The following is a 26,585-nucleotide window of genomic DNA, read 5'->3' as shown; positions in this document are numbered from 1 at the left end:
AGCGTGATCCTAAGTGGCTTGTTTTGGTCGCTGCACTTGGCCTTTTGCAAGCAAACTCGGTGTTTTCGCCGGTGGTGTCCCCAAATCGAGGGTGACCAAGCATGCAAGAAAGCGTGATGCAGCGCATGTGGAACAGCGGCTATCTTTCAGGTGGTAACGCTGCCTATGTGGAAGAGCTTTATGAGCTCTACCTGCACGACCCTAACGCTGTGCCAGAAGAATGGCGCACCAAATTTCAGACGTTGTCTTCAGACGGCAACGCTGCCACCGATGTATCGCACGCAACAATTCGCGATCAGTTCGTGCTGCTGGCAAAGAACCAGCGCCGCGCCCAACCGGTTTCCGCCGGCAGCGTGAGCAGTGAGCATGAGAAGAAGCAAGTTGAAGTACTGCGACTGATCCAGGCCTACCGTATGCGTGGCCACCAGGCAGCCCAGCTTGACCCGCTGGGGCTGTGGCAGCGTCCTGCACCTGCAGACCTGTCGATCAATCATTACGGCTTGACCAATGCCGATCTTGATACGACCTTCCGTGCCGGCGACCTGTTCATCGGCAAAGAGGAAGCGAGCCTACGCGAAATTCACGAAGCGTTGCAGCAGACATATTGCCGCACCATCGGCGCTGAATTCACGCACATCACCGATTCCGAGCAGCGCCACTGGTTCCAGCACCGCCTGGAAGGCGTGCGTGGCCGTCCGGTATTGTCCGCCGATGTGCGCGGCCACCTGCTGGAGCGCGTGACCGCGGCCGAAGGCCTCGAGAAATACCTGGGCACCAAATACCCAGGCACCAAGCGTTTCGGCCTGGAAGGCGGCGAAAGCCTGATTCCGATGCTCGACGAGCTGATCCAGCGTTCCGGTTCCTATGGCACCAAGGAAATCGTGATCGGCATGGCTCACCGTGGTCGCCTGAACGTGTTGGTCAACACCTTCGGCAAGAACCCGCGTGAGCTGTTCGACGAGTTCGAAGGCAAGAAGAAGGTCGAGCTGGGTTCCGGTGACGTTAAATACCACCAGGGCTTCTCGTCCAACGTGATGACCACCGGCGGTGAAGTTCACCTGGCCATGGCCTTCAACCCCTCCCACCTGGAAATCGTTTCGCCAGTGGTCGAGGGTTCGGTACGTGCTCGCCAGGATCGTCGTAATGACGCCACCGGTGAGAAAGTGCTGCCGATTTCCATCCACGGTGACGCGGCATTCGCCGGTCAAGGCGTGGTCCTGGAAACGTTCCAGATGTCGCAGACCCGCGGCTTCAAGACCGGCGGTACCGTTCACATCGTCATCAACAACCAGGTGGGTTTCACCATCAGCAACCCGTTGGATGCGCGCTCCACCGAGTACGCCACCGACGTTGCCAAGATGATCCAGGCGCCGATCCTCCATGTGAATGGCGATGATCCGGAAGCCGTGCTGTTCGTGACCCAACTGGCTGTCGACTACCGCATGCAGTTCAAGCGCGACGTGGTCATCGACCTGGTTTGCTACCGCCGTCGCGGTCACAACGAAGCGGACGAGCCAAGCGGCACCCAGCCGTTGATGTACCAGCAGATCACCAAGCAGCGCACCACCCGTGAGCTGTACGCCGAAAGCCTGACCAAGGCCGGCGTGGTTGACGAAGCGCGTGTTCAGGCGAAAGTCGACGAATACCGCAACGCGCTGGACAACGGCCTGCATGTAGTGAAAAGCCTGGTCAAGGAACCGAACAAAGAGCTGTTCGTTGACTGGCGCCCCTACCTGGGTCACACCTGGACTGCACGTCACGATACCTCGTTCGATTTGAAGACGTTGCAGGAACTGTCCGCCAAGCTGCTGGAAATTCCCGAAGGCTTCGTCGTACAGCGCCAGGTTGCGAAGATCTACGAAGACCGTCAGAAGATGCAAGCCGGCGGCCTGCCGATCAACTGGGGTTACGCCGAAACCATGGCGTACGCGACCCTGGCGTTTGAAGGTCACCCGATCCGCATGACCGGCCAGGACATCGGCCGCGGTACGTTCTCGCACCGTCATGCTGTATTGCACAACCAGAAAGACGCGGGCACCTACATCCCGTTGCAGAACCTGTACGAAGGCCAGCCACGTTTCGACCTGTACGATTCGTTCCTGTCCGAAGAAGCCGTACTGGCGTTCGAATACGGTTACTCGACCACCACGCCTAATGCGCTGGTGATCTGGGAAGCCCAGTTCGGCGACTTCGCCAACGGTGCCCAAGTGGTGATCGACCAGTTCATCACCAGCGGCGAGCACAAGTGGGGCCGTCTGTGCGGTCTGACCATGCTGCTGCCACACGGTTATGAAGGCCAGGGCCCGGAGCACTCCTCGGCCCGTCTGGAGCGTTACCTGCAACTGTGCGCCGAGCACAACATTCAGGTGTGCGTGCCGACGACCCCGGCCCAGATCTACCACTTGCTGCGCCGCCAGGTGATCCGTCCGCTGCGCAAGCCGCTGGTGGTGCTCACGCCGAAGTCGCTGTTGCGTCACAAACTGGCCGTTTCGACCCTGGAAGATCTGGCCCAAGGTTCGTTCCAGACCGTGATTCCAGAGATCGACACGCTGGACGCCGCCAAGGTCACTCGCCTGATCCTGTGCAGCGGCAAGGTCTACTACGATCTGCTGGAAAAACGCCGTGCCGAAGGCCGCGAAGACATCGCCATCGTGCGTATCGAGCAGCTTTATCCGTTCCCGGAAGATGACCTCATGGAGATCATCGCGCCTTACACCAACCTCACGAACGTGGTGTGGTGTCAGGAAGAACCGATGAACCAGGGCGCCTGGTACAGCAGCCAGCATCATCTGCGTCGCAGCATCGGCAACCACAACAAGGCCCTGGTCCTTGAGTACGCCGGTCGTGATGCTTCTGCTGCACCTGCCTGTGGTTATGCGTCGATGCACGCCGAGCAGCAGGAAAAACTGCTGCAAGATGCTTTCACTGTTTAACGCCTTCGCGCTGACTGAAACCGAATTTTAAGGACCTACAGATAATGGCTATCGAAATCAAAGCCCCGTCATTCCCGGAATCGGTTGCCGATGGCACCGTTGCCACCTGGCACAAGAAACCAGGCGAGGCCGTCAAGCGTGACGACCTGATCGTCGACATCGAGACCGACAAAGTCGTTCTGGAAGTGTTGGCCGAAGCTGACGGCGTGCTGGGCGCGATCGTTGCTGAAGAGGGCGCTACCGTTCTGTCGAACCAGGTACTGGGTTCGATCGAAGAGGGCAGCGCTGCTGCCGCTCCTGCTCCTGCTGCCGCTGCACCGGCTGCTTCTGCCCCTGCTGCACCGGCTGCGGGTGGCGAAGACCCAATCGCTGCACCGGCTGCGCGTCAACTGGCTGAAGAAAACGGCATCAACCTGGCTTCCATCAAGGGCACCGGCAAAGATGGCCGTGTGACGAAGGAAGACGTGGTTGCCGCCGTTGAAGCCAAGAAGAACGCTCCGGCTGCCGCACCTGCCAAGGCTGCAGCGCCTGCTGCCGCTGCGCCTGTGTTTGCCGCTGGCGACCGCACCGAGAAGCGCGTACCGATGACTCGTGTACGTGCCACCGTGGCCAAGCGCCTGGTTGAAGCTCAGTCGAACATGGCGATGCTGACCACCTTCAACGAAGTCGACATGACCGAAGTCATGGCCCTGCGTTCGAAGTACAAGGACCTGTTCGAGAAGTCCCACAACGGCGTGCGCCTGGGCTTCATGTCGTTCTTCGTGAAAGCGGCCACCGAAGCGCTGAAGCGCTTCCCGGCAGTCAACGCTTCCATCGACGGCGGCGACATCGTTTACCACGGCTACTCGGATATCGGCGTTGCCGTCTCCAGCGACCGCGGCCTGGTGGTTCCAGTCCTGCGTAACGCCGAGCTGATGAGCCTGGCCGAAATCGAAGGCGGCATCGCTGGCTTCGGCAAGAAAGCCCGTGACGGCAAGCTGACCATCGACGAGATGACCGGCGGTACCTTCACCATCACCAACGGTGGTACCTTCGGTTCGATGATGTCGACGCCGATCGTCAACCCACCGCAAGCCGCGATCCTGGGCATGCACAACATCATCCAGCGTCCGATGGCCATCAACGGCCAAGTCGTGATCCGCCCAATGATGTACCTGGCACTGTCTTACGATCACCGCCTGATCGACGGTAAAGAAGCCGTGACGTTCCTGGTGACCATCAAGAACCTGCTGGAAGACCCGGCTCGCCTGCTCCTGGACATCTGATAGAAGCAGTTGCACGTTGCGAGCTGCAAGCTGTAGGAAAAAGCAGCTTGGCTTGCAACGTGTGACTAGAAGCTTGTCGCAAATAGAGGATCTATTTTCATGACACAGAAATTTGACGTTGTAGTGATTGGTGCAGGCCCTGGCGGCTATGTTGCCGCCATCAAGGCCGCGCAACTGGGCCTTTCCACTGCTTGCATCGAAAAATACACCGACAAGGAAGGCAAACTGGCGTTGGGCGGTACTTGCCTGAACGTAGGTTGCATTCCGTCCAAGGCGCTGCTGGACAGCTCCTGGAAATTCCACGAAGCCCAAGACGGCTTCGCGATCCACGGCATCAACCATGCTGGCGTGACCATGGACGTGCCAGCCATGGTCGGCCGTAAAGCCAACATCGTCAAAGGCCTGACTTCCGGCGTTGCCACCTTGTTCAAGGCCAACGGCGTGACTTCGATTCAAGGCCACGGCAAGCTGCTGGCCGGCAAGAAAGTTGAAGTCACCAAGCCAGACGGTTCGGTTGAAGTCATCGAAGCCGAAAACGTGATCCTGGCCCCAGGTTCGCGTCCAATCGACATTCCACCTGCACCTGTTGATAACAACGTGATCGTTGATTCGACCGGCGCCCTGGAATTCCAAGCCGTACCTAAGCGCCTGGGCGTGATCGGCGCTGGCGTGATCGGTCTGGAGCTGGGTTCGGTATGGTCGCGTCTGGGCGCTGAAGTCACCGTGCTGGAAGCCCTGGACACGTTCCTGCTGGCTGCCGACACCGCGGTGTCCAAGGAAGCGCTGAAAACCCTGACCAAACAAGGTCTGGACATCAAGCTCGGCGCCCGTGTGACCGGTTCGAAGGTCAACGGCGAAGAAGTCGTAGTGACCTACACCGATAAAGACGGCGAGCAGACCATCACTTTCGACAAGCTGATCGTTGCCGTGGGCCGCCGCCCAGTGACCAACGACCTGCTGGCTTCCGACAGCGGCGTGAACATCGACGAACGTGGTTTCATCCACGTTGACGATCATTGCGCTACCACCGTGCCTGGCGTCTATGCCATTGGCGACGTGGTTCGTGGCATGATGCTGGCCCACAAGGCTTCCGAAGAGGGCATCATGGTCGTTGAGCGCATCAAGGGTCACAAGACCCAGATGAACTACGACCTGATCCCATCGGTTATCTACACCCACCCGGAAATTGCATGGGTCGGCAAGAACGAACAGCAGTTGAAAGCTGAAGGCGTTGAAGTTAACGTCGGCACCTTCCCGTTTGCCGCTTCTGGCCGTGCCATGGCAGCTAACGACACCGGTGGTTTTGTCAAAGTCATCGCTGATGCCAAGACTGACCGCGTATTGGGCGTCCACGTGATTGGCCCAAGCGCTGCAGAACTGGTTCAGCAAGGCGCAATCGGCATGGAATTCGGCACCAGTGCCGAGGACCTGGGCATGATGGTCTTCTCCCATCCGACCCTGTCCGAAGCGTTGCACGAAGCCGCGTTGGCAGTGAATGGCGGCGCCATCCACATCGCCAACCGCAAGAAGCGCTAAGCGAGATAATAAGAAACCACGGCGGAGTTGCCCGTCGTGAGCCTTGCGCGCAAGACTCACCGCGGAATATCCGCTGGACGCAGCCTTGTGCAGCTTTACGGGCCATAAGCCCCGCAAGTTGCGCAAGCAGCAGTCACAGGTGGCGCGGCACTCATAATGAGCGCAGCGCCGAATGCGCAGTACCTAACGAAGACGGTAAAAAGCATGAATCTTCACGAGTATCAGGGTAAGCAGCTGTTCGCTGAATACGGCCTGCCAGTTTCCAAGGGCTACGCAGTAGACACCCCGGAAGCAGCAGCAGAAGCTTGCGACAAAATCGGCGGCAGCGAGTGGGTTGTCAAAGCCCAGGTCCACGCCGGTGGTCGCGGTAAAGCGGGCGGCGTTAAGCTGGTTCGCAGCAAAGAAGACGCCAAGGCCTTCGCACAGCAGTGGCTGGGCAAGCGTCTGGTGACTTACCAGACTGATGCCAATGGCCAACCAGTCACCAAGATCCTGGTTGAATCGTGCACTGATATCGCTAAAGAGCTGTACCTGGGCGCTGTCGTTGACCGTTCGAGCCGTCGCATCGTGTTCATGGCTTCCACCGAAGGTGGCGTGGACATCGAGAAAATCGCTCACGAAACCCCAGAAAAAATTCTGAAGGCCACTATCGATCCACTGGTTGGCGCACAGCCATTCCAGGGTCGCGAGCTGGCTTTCCAGCTGGGCCTGGAAGGCAAGCAAGTTGCCCAGTTCGCCAAAATCTTCGTTGGTCTGGCCAAACTGTTCCAGGATCACGATCTGGCCCTGCTGGAAGTGAACCCGCTGGTGATCAAGGCTGACGGCGATCTGCACTGCCTCGATGCCAAGATCAACATCGACGCCAACGCCATGTACCGTCAGCCTAAGCTGAAGACTTTCCACGATCCGTCGCAAGACGATCCGCGCGAAGCGCACGCTGCCAAGTTCGAACTGAACTACGTAGCCCTGGAAGGCAACATCGGCTGCATGGTCAACGGTGCTGGCCTGGCCATGGGTACCATGGACATCGTCAACCTGCATGGCGGCAAGCCAGCCAACTTCCTCGACGTAGGTGGTGGCGCTACCAAGGAACGCGTTACCGAAGCGTTCAAGATCATCCTGTCCGACTCCAACGTCGCTGCAGTACTGGTCAACATCTTCGGCGGCATCGTTCGTTGCGACATGATTGCCGAAGGCATCATCGGTGCAGTGAAAGAAGTCGGCGTTAAAATCCCGGTTGTTGTTCGCCTCGAAGGTAACAACGCTGAACTGGGCGCTAAAGTACTGGCAGAAAGCGGTTTGAACATCATCGCGGCTACCAGCCTGACCGACGCTGCTCAACAAGTTGTCAAAGCTGCGGAGGGCAAGTAATGAGCGTCCTGATCAATAAAGACACCAAAGTTATCTGCCAGGGTATTACCGGTTCGCAAGGTAGTTTCCACACCCAGCAAGCCATCGAGTACGGCACCCAGATGGTTGGCGGCGTAACTCCTGGCAAAGGCGGCACCGAGCACCTGGGCCTGCCCGTGTTCAACACCGTGAAAGAAGCCGTAGAAGCCACTGGCGCCACCGCCAGCGTGATCTACGTTCCAGCTCCTTTCTGCAAGGACTCGATCCTGGAAGCAGCATTCGGCGGCATCAAGCTGATCGTCTGCATCACCGAAGGCATTCCTACCCTGGACATGCTGGACGCTAAAGTTAAGTGCGACGAGCTGGGCGTAGTCCTGATCGGCCCTAACTGCCCAGGCGTGATCACTCCAGGCGAATGCAAGATCGGCATCATGCCAGGTCACATTCACTTGCCAGGTAAAGTCGGTATCGTTTCCCGTTCCGGCACCCTGACCTACGAAGCTGTGAAGCAGACCACTGACGCCGGTTTCGGTCAGTCGACTTGCGTCGGCATCGGCGGTGACCCGATCCCAGGCTCCAACTTCATCGACATCCTGAAGCTGTTCCAGGAAGACCCGAAGACCGAAGCGATCGTAATGATCGGTGAGATCGGCGGTTCGGCTGAAGAAGAAGCGGCTGCCTACATCAAGGCCCACGTGACCAAGCCGGTTGTTTCCTACATCGCTGGTGTGACTGCCCCTGCGGGCAAGCGCATGGGCCATGCTGGCGCAATCATCTCTGGCGGCAAAGGCACTGCAGACGAGAAATTCGCTGCACTGCAAGACGCAGGCGTTAAAACCGTGCGTTCGCTGGCAGACATCGGCAAGGCCCTGGCTGAGCTGACTGGTTGGGCTGTCAAGTAAGCCTCGCGCTTAGCTGACGCTTCACCCCACAAAGGCCACCTTCGGGTGGCCTTTGTGCATTCTGGGTATACGCAGATTTGGGGATGTACCGGTTCAATGTGGGAGCTGGCTTGCCTGCGATGCAGACACCTCGGTGCATCAGCCAAACCGAGTCGATGCTATCGCAGGCAAGCCAGCTCCCACAGGGTTGTGTATTGCCCAATTAAGTATGAAAACGCGACATTGAAATGTCGCTTATCGGACAGTCCGCCCCGCAACAGTGCGTTTGTCAGGCTAATTCTGTACTCTAGCCGCCTCTTTATGCGTCCGCGTCCCAAAAGGAAGCTGCGCGCTAGACCGGTCGGTCCCCACAAGGGCCGGCAGCATTTCCCTCATCCATAGGGAAGCCCTCTCTAAATTCCGATTCAGTAGTGTGGTATTTCCTCAAATGAAAGTGTTGAAAAGCCAGGATATCCTGGCGCTGGGCTTTATGACCTTTGCCCTGTTCGTGGGCGCCGGCAACATCATCTTCCCGCCTATCGTTGGTTTGCAGTCCGGGCCGCATGTGTGGATGGCGGCGCTGGGCTTTCTGATCACTGCGGTCGGCTTGCCAGTGGTCACCGTGATCGCCCTGGCCAAGGTCGGTGGTGGCATGGATGCGCTGAGCAGCCCGATTGGCAAGATCGCCGGTGGCCTGCTGGCGGCAGCGGCCTACCTAGCCGTGGGCCCGCTGTTTGCGACCCCGCGCACCGCAACCGTGTCGTTTGAAGTGGGCTTGGCGCCCTTGACCGGTGAAAGCCCGTTGGCGCTGTTCCTCTACAGTTCGGTGTATTTCTTGGTGGTGTTCTTTGTCTCCCTGTACCCAGGTCGATTGCTGGACACCGTGGGCCGTTTCCTGGCGCCGCTGAAAATCATCGCCCTGGCCATTCTCGGCATCGCTGCGTTTGCCTTGCCTGCGGGTGAGGTAGGGGTTGCCACGCCGGAATACGTTGCCGCGCCATTCTCCCAAGGCTTTATCAATGGTTACCTGACCATGGATACCCTGGGCGCGCTGGTGTTCGGCATTGTGATCGTCAACGCGATCCGCTCCCGTGGCGTCGAGTCGCCCAAGCTGATCACCCGCTACGCGATCATTGCAGGGCTGATTGCCGGTGTGGGCCTGGCGCTGGTGTACGTCAGCCTGTTCCGCCTGGGTTCGGGCAGCCATGCCGTGGCCGCGGGAGCCAGCAATGGCGCGGCGGTGCTGCACGCCTACGTGCAATACACGTTTGGCTCCCTGGGCAGTGGCTTCCTCGCCGTGCTGATCTCCCTGGCGTGCCTGGTGACTGCCGTAGGCCTGACCTGTGCCTGCGCCGAGTACTTCAGCAAGATCCTGCCGCTGTCCTACAAGACCCTGGTGGTGATCCTGGCGCTGTTCTCGCTGTTTGTGTCCAACCTGGGCCTGACTAAACTGATCGCCTTCTCGATCCCGGTGCTGACCGCGATCTACCCGCCGTGCATCGTGTTGGTGGCCCTGAGCTTCTGCAAAGGGTTCTGGCAGGAACAGGGCCGTATTGTCGGCCCGGTGATGCTGGTGTCGTTCATCTTTGGCTGCATCGACGCACTCAAGGGCGCGGGCCTGGCGGGTTGGATGCCTACGCAACTGGTAAACCTGCCGTTGAGCGAACAAGGCTTGGCGTGGCTGGTGCCGTCGGTGATGACGCTGGTCGTGGCCGTGGTGATTGACCGTATGCTGGGCAAGCGCAGCGAAGCTATCGCGTAACACGCGGTTCGTGCTGTGCTGAAATGCCCCGTATCAAACGATACGGGGCATTTTTTTTGAGTCGATGGCAGTGTCTTTTTTTTGGGGATGGCGTCAAAAATCTCAAGTTGAAAACACTGGTCGGTGTGGGAACTGGCTTGGCTGCGATGGCGGCACATCGGTTGTGCGCGGTGGTGACTGCAAAGACGCTATCGCAGGCAAGCCAGCTCCCACATTTGGACCGTGTCGGCCCTATCATCCTGTGTACAAGGACCCGCATGTCGTTCGTTGAAGCCAATTGGATCCACCTGCTTGCCGCGCTCTGGTTTGTCATCTGCTGGGGCGGCTACACCCGTTACGCAACGTGGAAAGCCCGGGACACGGCGTGCCTGGCCAGCGTGTTGCACCTGTACCGTGAAGACTGGATGCGCCGCATGCTGCTGCGCGACAACCGTATCGCCGACGCCAGTGTGATCGGTAACCTGGAGCGCAATGCCTCCTTCTTCGCCTCCAGCACTTTGATCATCCTCGCCGGTATTCTCACGGTGCTGGGGGCTTCGGAACGCGCAGTGTCATTGCTGGCGGACATTCCCATGGTGCAGCAGGCATCCCAGGGTATGTCGGAGATCAAATTGCTGTGCCTGGCATTGGTGTTCGTCTACGCCTTTTTTACCTTCAGCTGGTGCATGCGCCAGTACAACTTCGCGGCGGTACTGGTGGGCTCGGCGCCTATGATCGGTGAACGGCACGTGTCGGAGCAGGAGCGCAAGGCGTTTGCTTTGCGGGCGGCGCGAGTGATTTCGATGGCGGCCAACCAGTTCAACTTTGGCCTGCGCGCCTATTACTTCGGCATGACCATGCTGGCCTGGTTTGTCAGCCCCTGGTTGTTCATGTTGATGAGTAGCGGGGTGGTGCTGGTGCTGTACCGCCGCGAGTTCCATTCCGATGTATTGCAGGTGATGGTGTATACCCCGACCGATATGCCAGCAGTCGAGGCTGCAAAAGAGGGTGCATCGTAGCGCTGGCAGTAAATCGCAGACAAAGAAAAGCCCGCTTAGTCAGCGGGCTTTCTTTTTGCTGCAATACAGCTTTAAACCCAGCGATTACTGCTTGGCAGGTTCTGCTGGTGCGGCAGGTGCAGCTTCTTTTGCAGCAGCTTCGTTCGATTCGGCTTGAGCTTTGGCAGCTTCGGCGTTTTCTTTCGCAGCGTCGTTCACTTTATCCTGTGCTTTAGCCATATCTTGCTGAGCTTGCTCAGAATGTGCAGCAGCGTCTTGGGCTTTGTCTTCGGATTTCTTGTCGCAGGCAGCCAGACCGAGAGCAGCGGCCAGCATCATGGAAATAGCTAATGTCTTACGCATGGGGTGTTTCTCCTTATTGAAGATATCTACTGGCCTTTCGAACCCAAGGGGCCAGTATTAGTTCCTTATGTCCCACAGATATATAGCATGTTTCGTACAGGAACTTTACCCAGCCATTCCCATCCGCCGAATTCACACTAATAAGAGTCTAAAAACAATGACCGAAAACCCGTTGTTAGAGCGTGCCACGCGCTTTGTTTCGGCCCTGCGCCATTGCCAGGTGCTGGGGGTGAGTGTTCATCAAGCCAGCGAGGAGGGCATGACCCTCGTACTGCCGTATGGGCCGCATATCGTCGGTGACCCCCTGAGCGGGGTGATCCATGGCGGCGCGCTCACCTCGTTGATGGACACCGCCTGTGGCATGGCGACCTTGTGCGTACTGCCCGAGTTCGAAGTGTGCCCCACCCTGGACCTGCGCATCGACTACATGCATCCCGCCGAACCCCATAAGCCGGTGTATGGCTTCGCGCAATGCTACCGGGTGACCACCGATGTGATCTTCACCCGTGGCGTCGCCTATCAGGATGACCCGCAACAACCTATTGCCCATGTGGTGGGCACGTTCATGCGCATGGGCAAGCGCCTCAAAGGCACCCAAGGCTTGGGCACGGTCATCAAGGGAGAGCAGGCATGACGCATCGGTTCAAGACCCGTCTGGAGCAAGCCCACGATCGTGGCAACTATGACGCGCTGCTCGAGTTGGTGCCCTATGCCAGGCTGATCGGCATCGAATGCACCCGTCTGGGGGATGAGTTGCTGTTTCGCCTGCCGGCCAACAAGGACAATATTGGTAACCCCATATTGCCAGCGTTGCATGGCGGGGTGATCGCCGGCTTCATGGAGTTGGCAGCCGCCCTGCATCTGATGGTGTTTACGGGCGCTCCGGGCCTGCCGAAAATCATCGACTTCTCCCTGGATTACCTGCGCGCCGGCCAGTTTCGTGACACCTATGCCAAGTGCCAGGTATGGCGCCAGGGCCGGCGCGTGGCCAACGTTGCGATTACCGCCTGGCAGAGCACTGCGGCCGAACCGATTGCCACCGCCCGGGCACATTTCAAGATTGAGGAATTGGCCCGCCCTTGAAATCCTGGCCTGAGCCCCCAACTTTGATGACAACCCGCCGCCAACCCTTTCGGGCGCGGCCACTGCCATCCAATTGGAGTTTGATGACCATGAGTGTGGAAACTCAAAAGGAAACCCTGGGCTTCCAGACCGAGGTGAAGCAACTGCTGCACCTCATGATCCATTCGCTGTATTCCAACAAGGAAATTTTCCTTCGCGAATTGATCTCGAACGCCTCTGACGCTGTCGACAAATTACGTTTCGAAGCCCTGTCCAAGCCTGAGTTGCTGGAAGGCGGCGCGGAACTGAAGATCCGTGTGAGCTACGACAAAGACGCCAAGACCGTCACCCTCGAAGACAACGGTATCGGCATGAGCCGCGACGATGCGATCACCCACCTGGGAACCATCGCCAAGTCCGGCACCGCAGATTTCATGAAGAACCTGTCGGGCGACCAGAAAAAAGACTCTCACCTGATCGGCCAATTCGGCGTGGGCTTCTATTCGGCCTTCATCGTCGCCGACAAGGTTGAAGTCTTCAGCCGCCGCGCCGGCCTCGACGCCAGCGAAGGCGTGCACTGGGCCTCCAAGGGCGAAGGCGAATTCGAAATCGCCACGATCGACAAGGCTGACCGTGGCACGCGCATCGTGCTGCACCTGAAAGCCGGTGAAGACGAATTCGCCGATGGCTGGCGCCTGCGCAACATCATCAAGAAGTACTCCGACCACATCGCGTTGCCGATCGAGTTGCCCAAGGAACAGACCGTTGCCGAAGGCGAAGAAGCCCCAGCGGTGGAGTGGGAAACCGTCAACCGCGCCAGCGCCCTGTGGACCCGTCCGCGTACCGAGATCAAGGACGAGGAATACCAGGAGTTCTACAAGCACATCGGGCACGATTACGAGAACCCGCTGAGCTGGAGCCACAACAAGGTTGAAGGCAAGCTCGAATACAGCTCGCTGCTCTACGTCCCGGCCCGTGCTCCGTTCGACCTGTACCAGCGTGAAGCGCCAAAAGGCCTGAAGCTCTACGTACAGCGCGTGTTCGTGATGGACCAGGCGGAATCCTTCCTGCCGCTGTACCTGCGCTTTATCAAAGGTGTGGTCGACTCCAACGACCTGTCGCTGAACGTGTCGCGGGAAATTCTGCAGAAAGACCCGATTATCGACTCCATGAAGTCGGCGCTGACCAAGCGCGTGCTCGACATGCTGGAAAAGCTGGCGAAGAACGAGCCTGAGCAATACAAGAGCTTCTGGAAAAACTTCGGCCAGGTCATGAAAGAAGGCCCGGCAGAAGATTTTGCCAACAAGGAAAAGATTGCCGGTTTGCTGCGTTTTGCCTCGACTCAAGGCGAAGATGGCGAGCAGGTTGTGTCCCTGGCTGATTACCTGGCACGTGCCAAGGAAGGTCAGGACAAGATCTACTACCTGACCGGCGAAACCTACGCTCAGGTCAAGAACAGCCCGCACCTGGAAGTGTTCCGCAAGAAAGGCATCGAAGTGCTGCTGCTGACCGACCGTATCGATGAGTGGCTGATGAGCTACCTCACCGAGTTCGACGGCAAAACCTTCGTCGACGTGACCCGTGGTGACCTGGACCTGGGTAACCTGGACTCCGAAGAAGAGAAGAAAGAAGCCGAAGAAGTCGCCAAGTCTAAAGAGGGCCTGGTTGAGCGCATCAAGGCTTCCCTGGGCGAAGCGGTGAGTGAAGTGCGGGTTTCCCACCGCCTGACCGACTCTCCTGCGATCCTGGCCATCGGCGAGCAGGACCTGGGCATGCAGATGCGCCAGATCCTGGAAGCCAGCGGCCAGAAAGTGCCGGATTCCAAGCCGATCTTCGAATTCAACCCGTCTCACCCGCTGATCGAGAAACTCGATGGCGAGCAGAGCGAAGAGCGGTTTGGTGACCTGTCGCACATCCTCTTCGACCAGGCCGCCCTGGCAGCCGGCGACAGCTTGAAGGACCCGGCCGCGTATGTGCGCCGACTGAACAAGCTGTTGGTTGAATTGTCGGTTTAACACCGTTGTAGAAAAACCCGCTTCGGCGGGTTTTTTCGTTCTGGCTCTACTGTAGGAGCGAGCTTGCTCGCGAAAAACGTGAGATCACCGCGTTCATTCAGCATTTGCGCGTTATCGTTGACGTTCTTCGCGAGCAAGCTCGCTCCTACAGGGAGCATCGTCAATCCATCTGAATTGGGGAAAATCATGAGCCAAGTCACTGTACGTTCCGTGGTCTATCAGATTGATGGCCAGTCTTATGAAAGCCGTCTGGCGTTCGATGCCAGCCACAAGGGCCCGTTGCCGGGACTGCTGATGGCGCCGAACTGGATGGGCGTGAGTGCGGGGGCCGAAGAGATCGCCAAGGCCGTTGCCGGCAAAGGCTATGTGGTGTTGATTGCCGACCTCTACGGGCAAAACGTACGTCCTTCAAATGGCGATGAAGCGGGCGCGGCGATGATGCCGTTGAAGAATGATCGCCCACTGCTGAACAAGCGTATGCAAGCCGCCTTCGAGCAACTGCAAGGCCAGACTGAAGCAGCAGTGGACACCTCGAAACTGGCCACCTTTGGCTTCTGCTTTGGCGGTTGCTGTTCCCTGGAACTGGCCCGTACCGGCGCGCCGCTGAAGGCTGCCGTGTCGTTCCATGGCACCCTGGATACACCGAACCCGGCGGATGCGAAGAACATCAAGGGGTCAGTGCTGGTGCTGCATGGCGCCTCGGACCCGTTGGTGCCCAAAGAGCAACTGCCGGCGTTCGAAGATGAAATGAACGCGGCGGGTGTGGATTGGCAGTTGCTGAGCTACGGCGGTGCGGTGCATTCGTTCACCGACCCCCATGCCAATGTGCCAGGCAAGATGATGTACGACGCCAAGACCGCTGCGCGGGCTTTCCAGTCGATGCATAACTTGTTGGATGAAGTGTTCAAGGGCTGATTTCTCAGCGCCTGATCGGACGCCATCGCAGGCAAGCCAGCTCCTACATTCTAAAATGTGTATACCCATCAAATGTGGGAGCTGGCTTGCCTGCGATAGCTATTTCACAGGCAACTCGATTCTTTCTGACTCCCCCGGCACGGTGGGCCAATCCCCGGCCGCCCAACGCTGTCTCGCCTGCTCGATCACCGCCGGATCACTCGCCACAAAATTCCAGTTGATCCGCCGTGGCCCATCCAGCGGCGCCCCGCCAAATACCATCAGGTGGCAATCACTCTCGGCATACAGGGTCATCTCCTGCCCAGTCGGCAATACCACCAAGCTGTTGACCTCCAGGGCTTCACCGTCCAACTGCACCTCACCCTCCAGCACATACACCGCACGTTCCTCATGTTCATCAGGAATCAACAGGGTGGTGGCGGTTTGCATCTGTACCTCGGCATACAGCGTCGGCGACAGTACCGGCACCGGTGACCTGAGGCAAAAACCATCACCGGCGATCAAACGCACCTGCACGCCGAGGTTATCGCTTTTCGGCAAGCTCGCCGCTGGGTGATGGCTGTAGTGTCCCGGCCCGGTCTCGTGGTCCTTGGGCGAGGCCAGCCATACCTGCAGGCCATGCAGGCTGAAACCCCTGGCCTTGACCGCTTCCGGTGTGCGCTCGACGTGGGCAATCGCACTGCCGGCGGTCATCCAGCTGACATCGCCGGCTTGCACCACCTGGTCCGAGCCGAGGCTGTCCTTATGCTGCAAGGCGCCTTCAAACAGGTAGGTGAGGGTGGACAGGCCGATGTGCGGATGCTGGCGGATATTCATGCCGGTACCCGGCGCGTAGCGGGTCGCCAGCATATGGTCGAAAAACACAAAGGGCCCGACGCTGCGGCATTCACGCGAGGGCAGGGGGCGCAGGATGGGCTGGCCTTCTACATCTTCGGGGCGAGGGCGGATCACGGTGAGGGTGGTCATGGGCATCCCAGTCTGAGCGGGTTGGATGCAACCAAGCATAACCCGCTCGATGGGAAGTTGGGGCTATTGGCTGAAGGCGCCTTCCGACAGTTTCGTTTCGATGGTGACTTCGGCAGTGGTCATCAGCTTGTGTACCGGGCACTTATCGGCGACGCGGTGCAGTTCATCGCGCTGGGCATCGGTGAGTACGCCCTTGAGGGTCAGCTTGACGTTGAGCTTGTATTTACCCTTCTGCTCCTCGGTGCTGTCGTGGGTGACCTCCACGGTCACGCCGGTCAGCGGGATATCTTTTTTCTGCGCGTAGAGCCTTACGGTCAAGGCTTTGCACGACGCCAGCGCAGCATCGAAATAATCGTGAGGGGAGGGGGCCGAATCGTCACCGCCCAGGCTCTTGGGCAGGTCGGTAAACAGCTCGTGATTATTGATATTCACGCTGTGACGGAAGTTTTCAGCGTTCAGCGTATTGACGGTAACAGGCATGGCAAACCTCGTAAGGGCGCAGGATGAAGGTCATGCAGTTATAGAGCATGCTGGCACTCCAGTGTTCCGGTTTTTTCCATGCTGAACCCTGAAGGCTGGCGCAAGGTCTACCCGTATCCGCCCTTATTGAGGTTTTACCGTGTCTGGAGCCCGCCTGAGTCTTGCCTTGTTGCTCGCCGCCAGCAGCCTTGCCGTGCAGGCTCGTGACTATGCCTACAGCGACGCGCACCTGCATTACGTGGATTTTTTTCAGGAAACCGCCGGCATGGACAAGCTGCTCAAGGCCATGGCGGACAACCGCGTAGAGCACGTCATGATTTCCGGGATCCCCGTGGCCAAGAAATGGCACGAAGACGAACCCAAGCGCCCGCGCTACTACGCCGGTGACGACGCCGATGCCTATTGGTACAGCGCCACGGATGTGATCGTCGCGGCGGCGGTCAATAAACTTTCTCCTGCGCAACGCCAGCACTTTCATCCGTTCCTCGCCGGTTTCAATCCCAACGACAAGAACTCTGCGGCCCATATCCAGCGCATGCTCGACCTCAACCCAGGGCTGTGGCAGGGCATCGGTGAAGTGTTCACCCGGCACGATGACCTTACCGCCCTGACCTCCGGCGACACGCCGCGTGCCAATAACGAAGCCATGACGCGCATCTACCACCTGGCGGCCGAAAACGACCTGCCGGTGATGCTGCACTCCAACATCACCTCCAAGCGTGAGCGCAACCCGCTGTACCTGGCGGAAGTCGAGCAGCCGTTACGCAACCACCCGCACACGCGTTTTATCTGGGCCCATGCGGGTACCAGCAAGGAAATCCACCGTCATCAAGTACAGATGGACTTTTTGCTGCCCACCTTGGCGCGCCTGCTTGAGGCGTACCCCAACCTGTATATCGACTTGTCCTGGAGCATGCTCACGCCGTATCTGCTGGATGAGGCGGGTAAACCTCGGCCTGAGTGGGTAAAGCTGGTGGAGCGCTTCCCGGATCGTTTCATGCTCGGCTCCGACGTGGTGGGGCGCTTCAATAAGCTGGGCAAGGAAATGCGCCGTTTCGATCCTTTCCTCGATGCCTTGCCCGAAGACGTTGCCCACAAGGTCGCGCGCGACAATTTCCTGGCCATCCTGCCCCAGCCGCCTCGCGATGGCGACGCGCGTTGATATCGCGTTTTGGTCTTATGCCAATGCCCTGAGGTGCCGATAACGTCCAAGAGACCCGCTGCAGGTGGATGCAGTACTTTTGGAAGGAACCCTGGCATGAATATCCGCAGTTTGAATATCGCCCCTCGCGCCGGCCTGGGCTTTGGTGTGCTGGCGTTGATGGTGTTCGTCTTGGGCGGCTTTGCCCTGTTGCAGATGGCCAACATGCGCCAGCAGTCGGACCAGGTGGAGACCAACTGGCTGCCCAGCGTGATGGCGGTAGGGGAGATGAACCAGGATGTGTTGCGTATTCGGGCGCTGACGTTGCGCTTGCTGGTCAACCGCGACCCCCAGGCGGTGGCGCAGAACGAGCAGAAAATCGCCGAGATCAAAACCGGTTTGCACCACGCGGAAGGCGTGTACGAGGCGTTGATCGTCTTGCCTGAAGAGCGCGTGCTGTTTGATCGCTTCAAGGTCGAGGAGCAGCAGTACCTGCAACGCCAGGAGCAGGTGGTGGGCCTATCCAAGGCCAATCGGCTGGAGGAGGCCATTGCGGTGGTCAATGGCGAAATGAATCAGATGGCCGACCAAATGGCCGTCACCCTGCGTGAGCTGGTCAATCTGAACAAGTCCAGCGCCAACGAGGCCGCCCGGCTGGCACAGCAGGTGTTCAGCCAGTCGCGGGTCTGGGTGATGGTCATGATTGGCGTCACAGCGTTGATCACGATCGGCCTGGCCGTGTGGCTGACGCGTAGCATCGTGCTACCGCTGGCGCAATCGTTGAAAGTAGCCCAGGGCGTTGCCAGCGGCGATTTAACTGGCGAGATCAAGCTCAGTGGCAGCGACGAGCCGGCGCGCTTGCAGCAGGCGCTCAAGCGCATGCAGGAGAGCCTGCGCGACACTATCCGGCGAATATCGGAATCGTCGAACCAATTGGCGTCGGCTTCCGAAGAGCTCAGTTGCGTCACTGAGGATGCGACCCGCGGTTTGCACCAGCAGAACCAGGAAATCGAACAGGCGGCCACGGCGGTCAATCAGATGACGGTGGCGGTGGAGGAGGTGGCGAGCAATGCCGTGGCCACTTCCCAGGCGTCTCGCGAATCCGACCGCATTGCCCAGCAAGGGCGTGAACAGGTGCAGCAGACGGTGGTGTCGATTGAAGCCCTCGCGACCGATGTGACCGCCAATGTGACCCAGGTCGAAGCGCTGGCGCAAAAGGTCTATGGCATCAGCACAGTGCTGGATGTGATTCGCTCGATTGCCGAACAAACCAACCTGCTGGCATTGAACGCGGCGATTGAGGCGGCGCGAGCGGGTGACGCCGGGCGCGGGTTTGCGGTGGTGGCCGATGAGGTGCGGGCCTTGGCCCATCGCACGCAACAGTCGACCCAGGAAATCGAACAGATGATCAGCGGCATTCAGCAGGGCACCGACCAGGCTGTCAGCTCGATGCAGCAGAGCAACACGCGGGCGCGGTCCACGTTGGACATCGCCAAATCGGCGGGCATGGCCCTGGAAGAGATTGCCTCGGCATTCACCTTGATCAACGAACGCAACCTGGTGATTGCCAGTGCCTCGGAGGAGCAGGCGGCGGTGGCGCGGGAGGTGGATCGTAACCTGATGAATATCCGCGACCTGGCGCACCAGACATCGACCGGGGCCAACCAGACCAGTGCAGCGAGCCAGGAGTTGTCGCGGTTGGCGGTGGATTTGAATTCGATGGTGGCGCGGTTTTCGGTGTAGGGCGGGGAACCGGGTTGGCCCATTCGCAGGCAAGCCAGCTCCCACATTTGACTGTATTCACAATTCAAAGGTGGGAGCTGGCTTGCCTGCGATGAAGGCGACGCGGTTTCAAATCAAAGCACAAAAAAAGCCCCGAACCAGTCGGGGCTTTTTCATGTGATCAACCTGCGGGGCTTACTTGCCCTGCCAGCGCTTCAGTACCAGGGTGGCATTGGTGCCACCGAAGCCAAAGCTGTTGCTCATCACGGTGTCGATCTTGGCGTTTTCAACGGTCTTGGTCAGGATCGGCATATCGGCCACAACCGGATCAATTTCGTCGATGTTGGCCGAGCCGGCCATGAAGTTGCCTTCCATCATCAGCAGGCAGTAGATCGCTTCGTGAACGCCAGCGGCGCCCAGGGAGTGACCCGACAGGCTCTTGGTGGAGCTGATCTTCGGAGCCTTGTCGCCGAATACCGCGCGCACGCCTTCCATTTCCTTGGCATCGCCGACCGGGGTCGAGGTGCCGTGGGTGTTGAGGTAGTCGATTGGGGTGTCGACGGTGGACATTGCCATCTGCATGCAGCGGATGGCGCCTTCACCGCTTGGCGCAACCATGTCGTAGCCGTCGGACGTCGCGCCGTAGCCAACGATTTCCGCGTAGATCTTGGCGCCACGGGCCAGGGCGTGTTCCAGCTCCTCGACCACCACCATGCCGCCACCGCCGGCGATGACGAAACCGTCACGCTTGGCGTCGTAAGCGCGGGAAGCTTTTTCTGGGGTTTCGTTGTACTGGGTGGACAATGCACCCATGGCGTCGAACAGGAACGACTGGCTCCAATGCTCTTCTTCACCGCCGCCGGCGAATACGATGTCCTGCTTGCCCAGTTGGATCTGCTCAACGGCAGTCCCGATGCAGTGGGCGCTGGTGGCGCACGCGGAGGAGATCGAGTAGTTCACGCCCTTGATCTGGAAGGGCGTGGCCAGGCAGGCGGAAACGGTGCTGCCCATGGTCCGCGTGACACGGTACGGGCCGACGCGCTTCACGCCTTTTTCGCGCAGGATGTCCAGCGCTTCCATCTGGTTGAGGGTCGATGCGCCGCCGGAGCCGGCGATCAGGCCGGTGCGTACGTTCGAAACCTGGTCTTCGCTCAGGCCGGAGTCGGCGATCGCGTCTTTCATGGCCAGGTAGGCGTAGGCGGCAGCATGGCCGACGAAGCGATAGATCTTGCGATCGATCAGTTCTTCGAGGGGCAGGTCAATGGAGCCGGAAACCTGGCTACGCAGACCCATTTCGGCATATTCCGGGTTGAAGCGGATGCCAGGGCGACTTGCACGCAGGTTAGCGGTGACGGTCTCTTTGTCATTGCCCAGGCAAGAAACGATGCCCAGACCAGTGATAACGACGCGGCGCATGCGGATAACCCTTAAAAGTTGTCAGTGGAAGTGAATACGCCGACCCGAAGGCCTTCGGCAGTATAGATCTCGCGACCGTCGACAGTCACCGAACCGTCGGCGATGGCCAGGTTCAGCTTGCCCTTGAGGACGCGCTTGATTTGAATGTTATAGGTGACTTTCTTGGCGCTCGGCAGTACCTGGCCAAAGAACTTCACTTCGCCCGAACCCAGGGCGCGACCGCGGCCCGGCAGGCCTTGCCAACCCAGGTAGAAACCGACCAACTGCCACATGGCGTCAAGACCCAGGCAGCCTGGCATCACAGGGTCGCCTTCGAAGTGGCACGCGAAGAACCACAGGTCAGGGGTGATATCCAGCTCGGCGACCAATTCACCTTTGCCGTACTTGCCACCCTCTTCGCTGATATGGGTGATGCGATCCACCATCAGCATGTTCGGGGCGGGCAGTTGCGCGTTACCTGGGCCGAACAGCTCACCGCGACTGCAGCGCAGCAGGTCTTCCCGAGTAAAGGCGTTTTGTTTGGTCATGCGAGCTCCTCAATAATCCCATGCGGCAGGGTAGGGCAAATCTTCCCGAACCGAATGAAGCGTTCATGCCTCATAGCGGCAGCCTACACATAGACTATTGCGTTGTAGTGAAAGTCACAGCGGCAAGGCACTGAATGTACACTTGTTCACTGAAATTTTAAACCGGGCCTGTTTATCGGCCCGTTCGGGTGCCTAAGACTGCCGCACTTTCGTCTTTCACGCCAGTCGCAGTTGGCTGATGGCGCGGCGCTACTGCACCCAACGCTGTAGGATTTGCTGCAAATCCGTGCGTTTGAACGGCTTGGCCAGGTAATCGTTCATTCCGGCTGCCAGGCACGCTTCGCGGTCGCCCTGCAAGGCGTTGGCCGTCAGGGCGATGATCGGTAGATCGGCGCAGCCGGGCAACTGGCGAATCTGCCGCGTGGCTTCGTAGCCATCGATCAAGGGCAGGCGGCAATCCATCAGGATGGCGGTGAAAATCAGGCTCTCGGCGCTGCGGATCGCCTCGGCACCGTCCGTGGCCAGGCTGACTTCATAGCCCAGGCTGCGCAGCATCGCTTCGACCACGGTGCGGTTGACCGGGTTGTCTTCCACCAGCAGCACGTGGCGCCCGTCGCCGGCGCTGGCTTTGCCGAGTGCGTCAGGAGCGGCCACCGGCACATGCTGCTGGTCGATGGCCAGCGGAATTTCCAGGGTGAACACCGAGCCTCGATCCTCTTCGCTCTGGGCGCGCAAGGTACCTCCCATGCGCTCGGCCAGGGTGCGCGCAATCGGCAGGCCCAGGCCTGTTCCACCGTAACGCCTGGAAATCGAACTGTCGGCTTGCTGGAATGCATCGAACATCAATTCCAGGCGTTCAGCGGAAATGCCAATGCCGCTGTCGCGCACGGTGCAGGTGAACCACACCAACTCATGGTCCAGGGTTTGCCAGTGGGGCTCGACGGTCACGCTGCCTCGTTCGGTAAATTTCAGTGCGTTGCCGATCAGGTTCACCAGGATCTGGCGGATCCGTGTCGGGTCGCCGCGCACCCGCAGGGCTTCCAGGCCCATGGGGATGGGCAACTCCAGGCTCAGCCCGCGCTGCTGGGCACTGTGCTGGAACGCCTGGGCGCAGCTGTTGATAAGGTCGGCGAGGTTGAACGGAATATGTTCCAGTTCCAGTGCGGCGCGTTCAATGCGTGAGAAGTCGAGGATGTCATTGATCACCTTGAGCAAGTGCTCGGTAGACTCCGAAGCCAGCGCCGCATACTCGGTCTGCTCCTCGGTCATCTCGGTGGTTTCCAGCAGTTGCAGCATGCCCAGCACGCCATTCATGGGCGTGCGCAGTTCATGGCTCATCATCGCCAGGAAATCCGACTTGGCATTGTTCGCCCGTTCGGCTTCTTCACGGGTCTGGATCAACTGGGCCATGGCTTGTTGCTGTTCGCGACTGGCCTGTTGAAGACCCTCGGCCAGGTTGTTGATATGCCGCGAGAGGTCGCCCAGTTCCGAGTCATCGACGATGGGCAGTGGCGTCTTGTAATCGCCTTGCTGGATGGCCTTGACCGCATGCCCCATGGCGCTGATCGGCTTTGACAGGCTCGCCGACAAGCGCCGCGCCAGCAGGAAGGTAAACAGCAGGGCGAACAACGCCAGGATCCCGGCCTTGAACAGGATCTCCTGCTGGCGCTGGCTGAACGCATCATTGGACATGCCCACGATCACCCGCCCCAGGTAGTCCGCGCGGGGGGCCTTGGGTTCGTTGAGGTTGTCCTGGAAAAAGTCATTGTTGAGCTGGATGTGTTGCAGGCGGATCGGTGCCTGGAACACTTTCACTGACAGCGAGCGATCATGTCGCTCGGACGGCTGCTCCACGTACACCAGGATGTTCTCGGCGCTGTCCTGGATCTCGAGGAAGCGTACATGGGGCGTGGCCAGGGTTGCACGCAGCAGGGATTCAAGCACGTCGTTGTTGCCGGAAATCACGCCGTACTCAGTGGCGGGCGCCAGCTGGTTGGCGATCAATTGACCGGTGTGGTCCAGTTCCTGGCGCAAATCCTGGATGCGCACAAAGGTGAAGAAGGTGATGAGCAGCAGGGTCAACAGCAGCGCGGGGCCCAGGGTGATGAGCTGGGTGCGGGTGTTGATATCCCAACGACGACGCAAGGTCATGGACGTTGTTCTCCTTCGGCCAAGCGGGCGGCAACGGCGACTTCATCGACCTGTTCGATGCCCAGTGAGCGCGCCACTTGCGGGTTGCCTACGACTTTGAAGTGTTGCGGGTAGAGCGTGTGCGGCCAATTGGCCGGCGGCTGGTCCAGCAGGTGGCCCAGCACGGCGAGCCAGTCGGCCTGATCGCTGTAGGTGCTGGCCAGGCTGCCGGCCCGCACAAACCCGGCATTGGGCCCCACCAACGGCAGTTGTTGGGCGTAACTGCTCAGCAACAGGTTTTTTACAGTCTTGGGGTTGTACAGGTTCGGGTCGTCCAGGCCCAGTAACACGTCGCTGTTCTTGAACAGGTTTTGCAGCGGGCGGCTGTCACTGGTGTTGTCCCAGAGCTGGGGCACGATTTGCAGGCCGATGGGCTTGGCGGACTGAATCAGTTCGCGCAGCAGGAACTCACTGCCCGCATCGTAAAGCACGCCAACGCGCTGGGCCTGGGGCAGGATATGGGCGATCAGGCGCAACTGACGTTCCAGGGGCGGGTCGCTCCACAACAGGCTGATTTTCGCCGGGTGCGTATTGCCCAGGCGTTGCCGGGCCTGGAGGCGGCTGATGCGCAATACCAGGGTGGGCGGCCCCTGGGTGTCCTGCAAGCGCCAGTCGAGGCCGGGCAGGTCAAGGAGGATCAAGCGGGTGCTGGCGGGCACGTCCCTGGGCGCTGGCAACTCGTTGAGGGGGGTGAAGCTGACCTGGTCGTCGGGACGCTGCTGGGCAAGAGCCTGGGTAAAGGCGCGCACGCCGGCGCTGTCTTCGGCGGCCGTCAGCAGGATGTTGGCGCTCCACGCCGGCACCGCCAGCAACAGGCACGCGAGCAGCAGGCCGCGGCGCCACAACCGTGAAACCAAGAAGAGGGTCATCCGTGACTGATCGGCCATGTCAGAAGTCCAGCTCGGCGCTGAAGTAGAGAACGTGGCGATGGTCGTAGTTGTTGTCGGCCCAGGTGGTGGGCTGGTTATCCAGGCGTTGTTGCAACATGCCCGCCAGCTCCACATTGGTTTTGCCTACGGCAATGCGCTTGGCCACCCGCAGGTCGACCCGCTGGAAGCGATACTGGTTGAGTGCGTCGTCGCCATAGTAGAACAAGGCGCTGGACCAACCCTGGCCCCATTCACGCAGCCAACCGGCCGAGCCGCTGTTACGCGCGGTTTGCGCTTTGTCCCGCGGGTTGCTGGAGGTGGCGTCTACATAAGCATAGGTCAGGCGCAGGCGGTCGGCGTTACTCACACGCCAGTCGAACTGCGACTCGGCACCGCTAAAGCGCGCACTGTTGGCGTTGCTGGCGATGTATTGGTTGTTGCGCAGCGGCGAGCTGATCATGTCGGTGATTTCGTCATAGAACAGCTTCACGTCGACATTCAGCCCCAGCTCGGCAAAGAAGCCGTTGTAGCCCAGCTCGCGTGAGCGCATCAACTCTTTGTCGAGGTTGCCGGGGCCGCGCGTCACGACAAAATATTGCCCGGCGTTTTGCCCGTAGGTCGGGGAGCTGAGATTGGTGACACGGTAGCTCCAGTTGACGTTGTTCTCGAACATGTCCGGCGAGCGGATCGCCTCGGAGTAAACCGCGCGCAAGCCGTGGCGGGGGTTGATCAGGTAATTGACCGCCACACGTGGGGTCAGCGAGTTGCCGCTCAGGTGGGTGTCTTCGTACATGGCGCCACCTTGTAGCAGCCAGTGCTCGCTGGCGCGCCATTCCAAGTGCCCGAACAGGCGCCAGGTGGTGTCGTCCAGGGTGCCATTGAAGTAGGTCTCGGAATCGGCGCGGTCGTAGCGGTAATTCACGCCGCTGACCAGGCGCAGGCTGTCGGAGAGGCTGAGCGTGTCCTGGATCTCCAGGTCGTAGCGGCTTTCACGGGTGCTCTGGTCGATATCGCCGCATACGCTCTGGTTGGCGCCGTTGCGCCACTGGTCCAGCACCTGGTTGGCCAAGGCCTGTTCGGCGGCGTTACCTGGTGGGGCGGAGCCTTGGCTGTAAGTGTCCATGTGCCGCGCCAGCAATTCGGCATAGTTGGGGTTGAGCTGCCATAGCTGGGTCAATTCAGGGCTGAACGAGACCTTGGCGTCACAGGCTTTCCAGATTTGCTTGCGGTCCCATTGCTGTGCCGAGCCCTGGATATACAGGCTGTGATCGGGGTTGAAGTCAAAGTTCCAGCGCAGGGAGCCCGCGTAGTCTTTGGCGGTGACGTCGGAATTGCTGCCGCCTTCGGTAATCCCGGCAAACACTGGGGTGTAGGTGTATGGGCGTTGGTTGGTGCCTTCCTTGACGTTCAGTTGCCAGTCGAGGCTTTGTTGCGCGTTCAAGGTCTGGCTCACCGCCAGGCTGAAACGGTTGAGACGACGCCCGTCACGGCGGTCGGCGCCGGCCGCGTCGCTGTCAAAACCATCGTCCTGTTGCCCGGACAGGGACAAGCGCAAATCGCCGGTCTCCCAGCCCACACCCTGGCTGGCATAGAAGTCATTGATGCCACGCTCGCCACGGATGACCTTTACCCGCGAGCCGTGGCTGTTGGCCGGCGAGCGGGTGAGGATATTCACCACCGCCATCAGCGCATTGGCACCGTAGCTGACCGTGTTGGGGCCGCGAAACACCTCGATGCGCTCGATATCCTCCATGGCCACCGGGATATCGCTCCAATCCACCGTGGCCAGGCCGGCGCGGTAGACCGAGCGCCCATCGATCAGCACCTGCATGCGCCGTGCATCGCTGGCGCTGGTGCCGTGGTAATTCACTGAGGCCTGGTTACCGCTGGTGTAGCCGACCATCATCCCCGGGACCAGCCGCAGCAGTTCCGAAATGTCCCGGGCGCCGCTGGCCTTGATCAGCTCACTGTCGATCACCGTCATGCTGCCGGGCACGGCGGCGGCCGATTGCTTGAGGCGCGTGGCGGTCAAGACCTGCGGCAGCGGCTGGCTGTCGAGGAATAGATCGTCGGCTTGCGCGCAGGTAGCGCACGCCAGCATCAATAACAGTGATGAGCGAGGAGGGGGGCCTAGATACACGGCACGGCCTTGTTAATTGCGGATAGCCGCCCATGTTAACCGAGGCGCGGCTATTTGCCAGTCGTAGGACTTGCA

Annotated in this window: 21 protein-coding genes and 1 pseudogene; 14 read left to right on the top strand and 8 right to left on the bottom strand. The window is 59.6% G+C overall.

Features of this window, described 5'->3' with window-relative positions:
• The first annotated feature begins 101 nt into the window (after positions 1-101).
• From TX24_RS25480 to TX24_RS25450, 7 genes are all read left to right on the top strand, one after another.
• Complete coding sequence (locus TX24_RS25480; protein ID WP_003190008.1) at positions 102-2,933, top strand: 2-oxoglutarate dehydrogenase E1 component; 2,832 nt, start codon at positions 102-104, stop codon at positions 2,931-2,933.
• Positions 2,934-2,977: 44 nt separating this feature from the next.
• Entirely contained in the window at positions 2,978-4,198 is a 1,221-nt protein-coding gene (gene odhB / locus TX24_RS25475; protein ID WP_003190009.1) for a 2-oxoglutarate dehydrogenase complex dihydrolipoyllysine-residue succinyltransferase, read from the top strand.
• 99 nt (positions 4,199-4,297) lie between these two features.
• Positions 4,298-5,734: a dihydrolipoyl dehydrogenase gene (gene lpdA, locus TX24_RS25470; RefSeq protein WP_003190010.1), complete on the top strand. Its 1,437-nt coding sequence runs from the start codon at positions 4,298-4,300 to the stop codon at positions 5,732-5,734.
• 204 nt (positions 5,735-5,938) lie between these two features.
• Complete coding sequence (gene sucC / locus TX24_RS25465; RefSeq protein WP_003190011.1) at positions 5,939-7,105, top strand: ADP-forming succinate--CoA ligase subunit beta; 1,167 nt, start codon at positions 5,939-5,941, stop codon at positions 7,103-7,105.
• Entirely contained in the window at positions 7,105-7,986 is an 882-nt protein-coding gene (gene sucD / locus TX24_RS25460) for a succinate--CoA ligase subunit alpha (RefSeq protein ID WP_003190013.1), read from the top strand. Before sucC ends, sucD begins: the two co-directional genes overlap by 1 nt.
• Before the next feature lie 427 nt (positions 7,987-8,413).
• Entirely contained in the window at positions 8,414-9,727 is a 1,314-nt protein-coding gene (gene brnQ, locus TX24_RS25455) for a branched-chain amino acid transport system II carrier protein (protein WP_003190014.1), read from the top strand.
• A 257-nt stretch (positions 9,728-9,984) separates the two neighbouring features.
• On the top strand, positions 9,985-10,725 hold the full coding sequence (locus TX24_RS25450) for a DUF599 domain-containing protein (RefSeq protein WP_034135182.1): 741 nt from the start codon (positions 9,985-9,987) through the stop codon (positions 10,723-10,725).
• An 84-nt stretch (positions 10,726-10,809) separates the two neighbouring features.
• On the opposite strand, the gene TX24_RS25445 is transcribed toward TX24_RS25450, so the two are convergent.
• The gene (locus TX24_RS25445; protein WP_003190018.1) at positions 10,810-11,067 is read right to left on the bottom strand and encodes a hypothetical protein; all 258 of its coding nucleotides are present in this window, start codon (positions 11,065-11,067) and stop codon (positions 10,810-10,812) included.
• Positions 11,068-11,224: 157 nt separating this feature from the next.
• On the opposite strand from TX24_RS25445, the gene TX24_RS25440 reads away from it, so the two are divergent.
• The 4 genes from TX24_RS25440 to TX24_RS25425 all read left to right on the top strand — a co-directional run bounded on the left by TX24_RS25440 (position 11,225) and on the right by TX24_RS25425 (position 15,059).
• A complete protein-coding gene (locus TX24_RS25440) occupies positions 11,225-11,701 on the top strand; it encodes a PaaI family thioesterase (protein WP_003190020.1) in 477 nt (158 codons plus the stop codon).
• Positions 11,698-12,150 carry a PaaI family thioesterase gene (locus TX24_RS25435; protein WP_003190021.1) on the top strand — a complete coding sequence of 151 codons (453 nt, stop codon included), beginning with the start codon at positions 11,698-11,700 and terminating at the stop codon, positions 12,148-12,150. The genes TX24_RS25440 and TX24_RS25435 overlap by 4 nt, the downstream gene beginning before the upstream one ends.
• A gap of 89 nt (positions 12,151-12,239) precedes the next feature.
• On the top strand, positions 12,240-14,144 hold the full coding sequence (gene htpG, locus TX24_RS25430; protein WP_057711607.1) for a molecular chaperone HtpG: 1,905 nt from the start codon (positions 12,240-12,242) through the stop codon (positions 14,142-14,144).
• A 186-nt stretch (positions 14,145-14,330) separates the two neighbouring features.
• Positions 14,331-15,059, top strand: a complete 729-nt coding sequence (locus TX24_RS25425; RefSeq protein ID WP_057711597.1) for a dienelactone hydrolase family protein — start codon at positions 14,331-14,333, stop codon at positions 15,057-15,059.
• A gap of 99 nt (positions 15,060-15,158) precedes the next feature.
• Here TX24_RS25425 and TX24_RS25420 read toward each other — a convergent pair whose 3' ends face one another.
• Positions 15,159-16,025, bottom strand: a complete 867-nt coding sequence (locus TX24_RS25420) for a pirin family protein (RefSeq protein ID WP_057711595.1) — start codon at positions 16,023-16,025, stop codon at positions 15,159-15,161.
• Positions 16,026-16,088: 63 nt separating this feature from the next.
• A complete protein-coding gene (locus tag TX24_RS25415; protein ID WP_003190027.1) occupies positions 16,089-16,505 on the bottom strand; it encodes an OsmC family protein in 417 nt (138 codons plus the stop codon).
• Positions 16,506-16,644: 139 nt separating this feature from the next.
• Here TX24_RS25415 and TX24_RS25410 point away from each other — a divergent pair, with 139 nt between their 5' ends.
• The 3 genes and pseudogenes from TX24_RS25410 (at position 16,645) to TX24_RS33000 (ending at position 19,389) form a co-directional block, all read left to right on the top strand.
• A complete protein-coding gene (locus tag TX24_RS25410; RefSeq protein WP_057711593.1) occupies positions 16,645-17,667 on the top strand; it encodes an amidohydrolase family protein in 1,023 nt (340 codons plus the stop codon).
• 96 nt (positions 17,668-17,763) lie between these two features.
• Positions 17,764-18,534 (top strand): annotated as a pseudogene (locus TX24_RS33005) (MCP four helix bundle domain-containing protein); the annotation flags it as partial.
• On the top strand, positions 18,526-19,389 hold the full coding sequence (locus tag TX24_RS33000) for a methyl-accepting chemotaxis protein (protein ID WP_420865853.1): 864 nt from the start codon (positions 18,526-18,528) through the stop codon (positions 19,387-19,389). The pseudogene TX24_RS33005 and the gene TX24_RS33000, both read left to right, overlap by 9 nt.
• Before the next feature lie 174 nt (positions 19,390-19,563).
• Here the strand turns inward: TX24_RS33000 and fabB are convergent, their stop codons facing one another.
• The 5 genes from fabB to TX24_RS25380 all read right to left on the bottom strand — a co-directional run bounded on the left by fabB (position 19,564) and on the right by TX24_RS25380 (position 26,510).
• On the bottom strand, positions 19,564-20,784 hold the full coding sequence (gene fabB, locus TX24_RS25400; protein WP_003190033.1) for a beta-ketoacyl-ACP synthase I: 1,221 nt from the start codon (positions 20,782-20,784) through the stop codon (positions 19,564-19,566).
• A gap of 11 nt (positions 20,785-20,795) precedes the next feature.
• Positions 20,796-21,311: a 3-hydroxyacyl-[acyl-carrier-protein] dehydratase FabA gene (gene fabA / locus TX24_RS25395; RefSeq protein ID WP_003190035.1), complete on the bottom strand. Its 516-nt coding sequence runs from the start codon at positions 21,309-21,311 to the stop codon at positions 20,796-20,798.
• A gap of 249 nt (positions 21,312-21,560) precedes the next feature.
• Complete coding sequence (locus TX24_RS25390; RefSeq protein ID WP_057711590.1) at positions 21,561-23,462, bottom strand: ATP-binding protein; 1,902 nt, start codon at positions 23,460-23,462, stop codon at positions 21,561-21,563.
• On the bottom strand, positions 23,459-24,388 hold the full coding sequence (locus tag TX24_RS25385; protein WP_057711588.1) for an ABC transporter substrate-binding protein: 930 nt from the start codon (positions 24,386-24,388) through the stop codon (positions 23,459-23,461). The genes TX24_RS25390 and TX24_RS25385 overlap by 4 nt, the downstream gene beginning before the upstream one ends.
• Before the next feature lies 1 nt (position 24,389).
• The gene (locus TX24_RS25380; RefSeq protein WP_087149736.1) at positions 24,390-26,510 is read right to left on the bottom strand and encodes a TonB-dependent receptor domain-containing protein; all 2,121 of its coding nucleotides are present in this window, start codon (positions 26,508-26,510) and stop codon (positions 24,390-24,392) included.
• Positions 26,511-26,585: the final 75 nt, after the last annotated feature.

This window comes from Pseudomonas lactis, from assembly GCF_001439845.1.
Classification (GTDB): domain Bacteria; phylum Pseudomonadota; class Gammaproteobacteria; order Pseudomonadales; family Pseudomonadaceae; genus Aquipseudomonas; species Aquipseudomonas lactis.
This window is presented reverse-complemented; position numbering and strand designations above follow the sequence as displayed.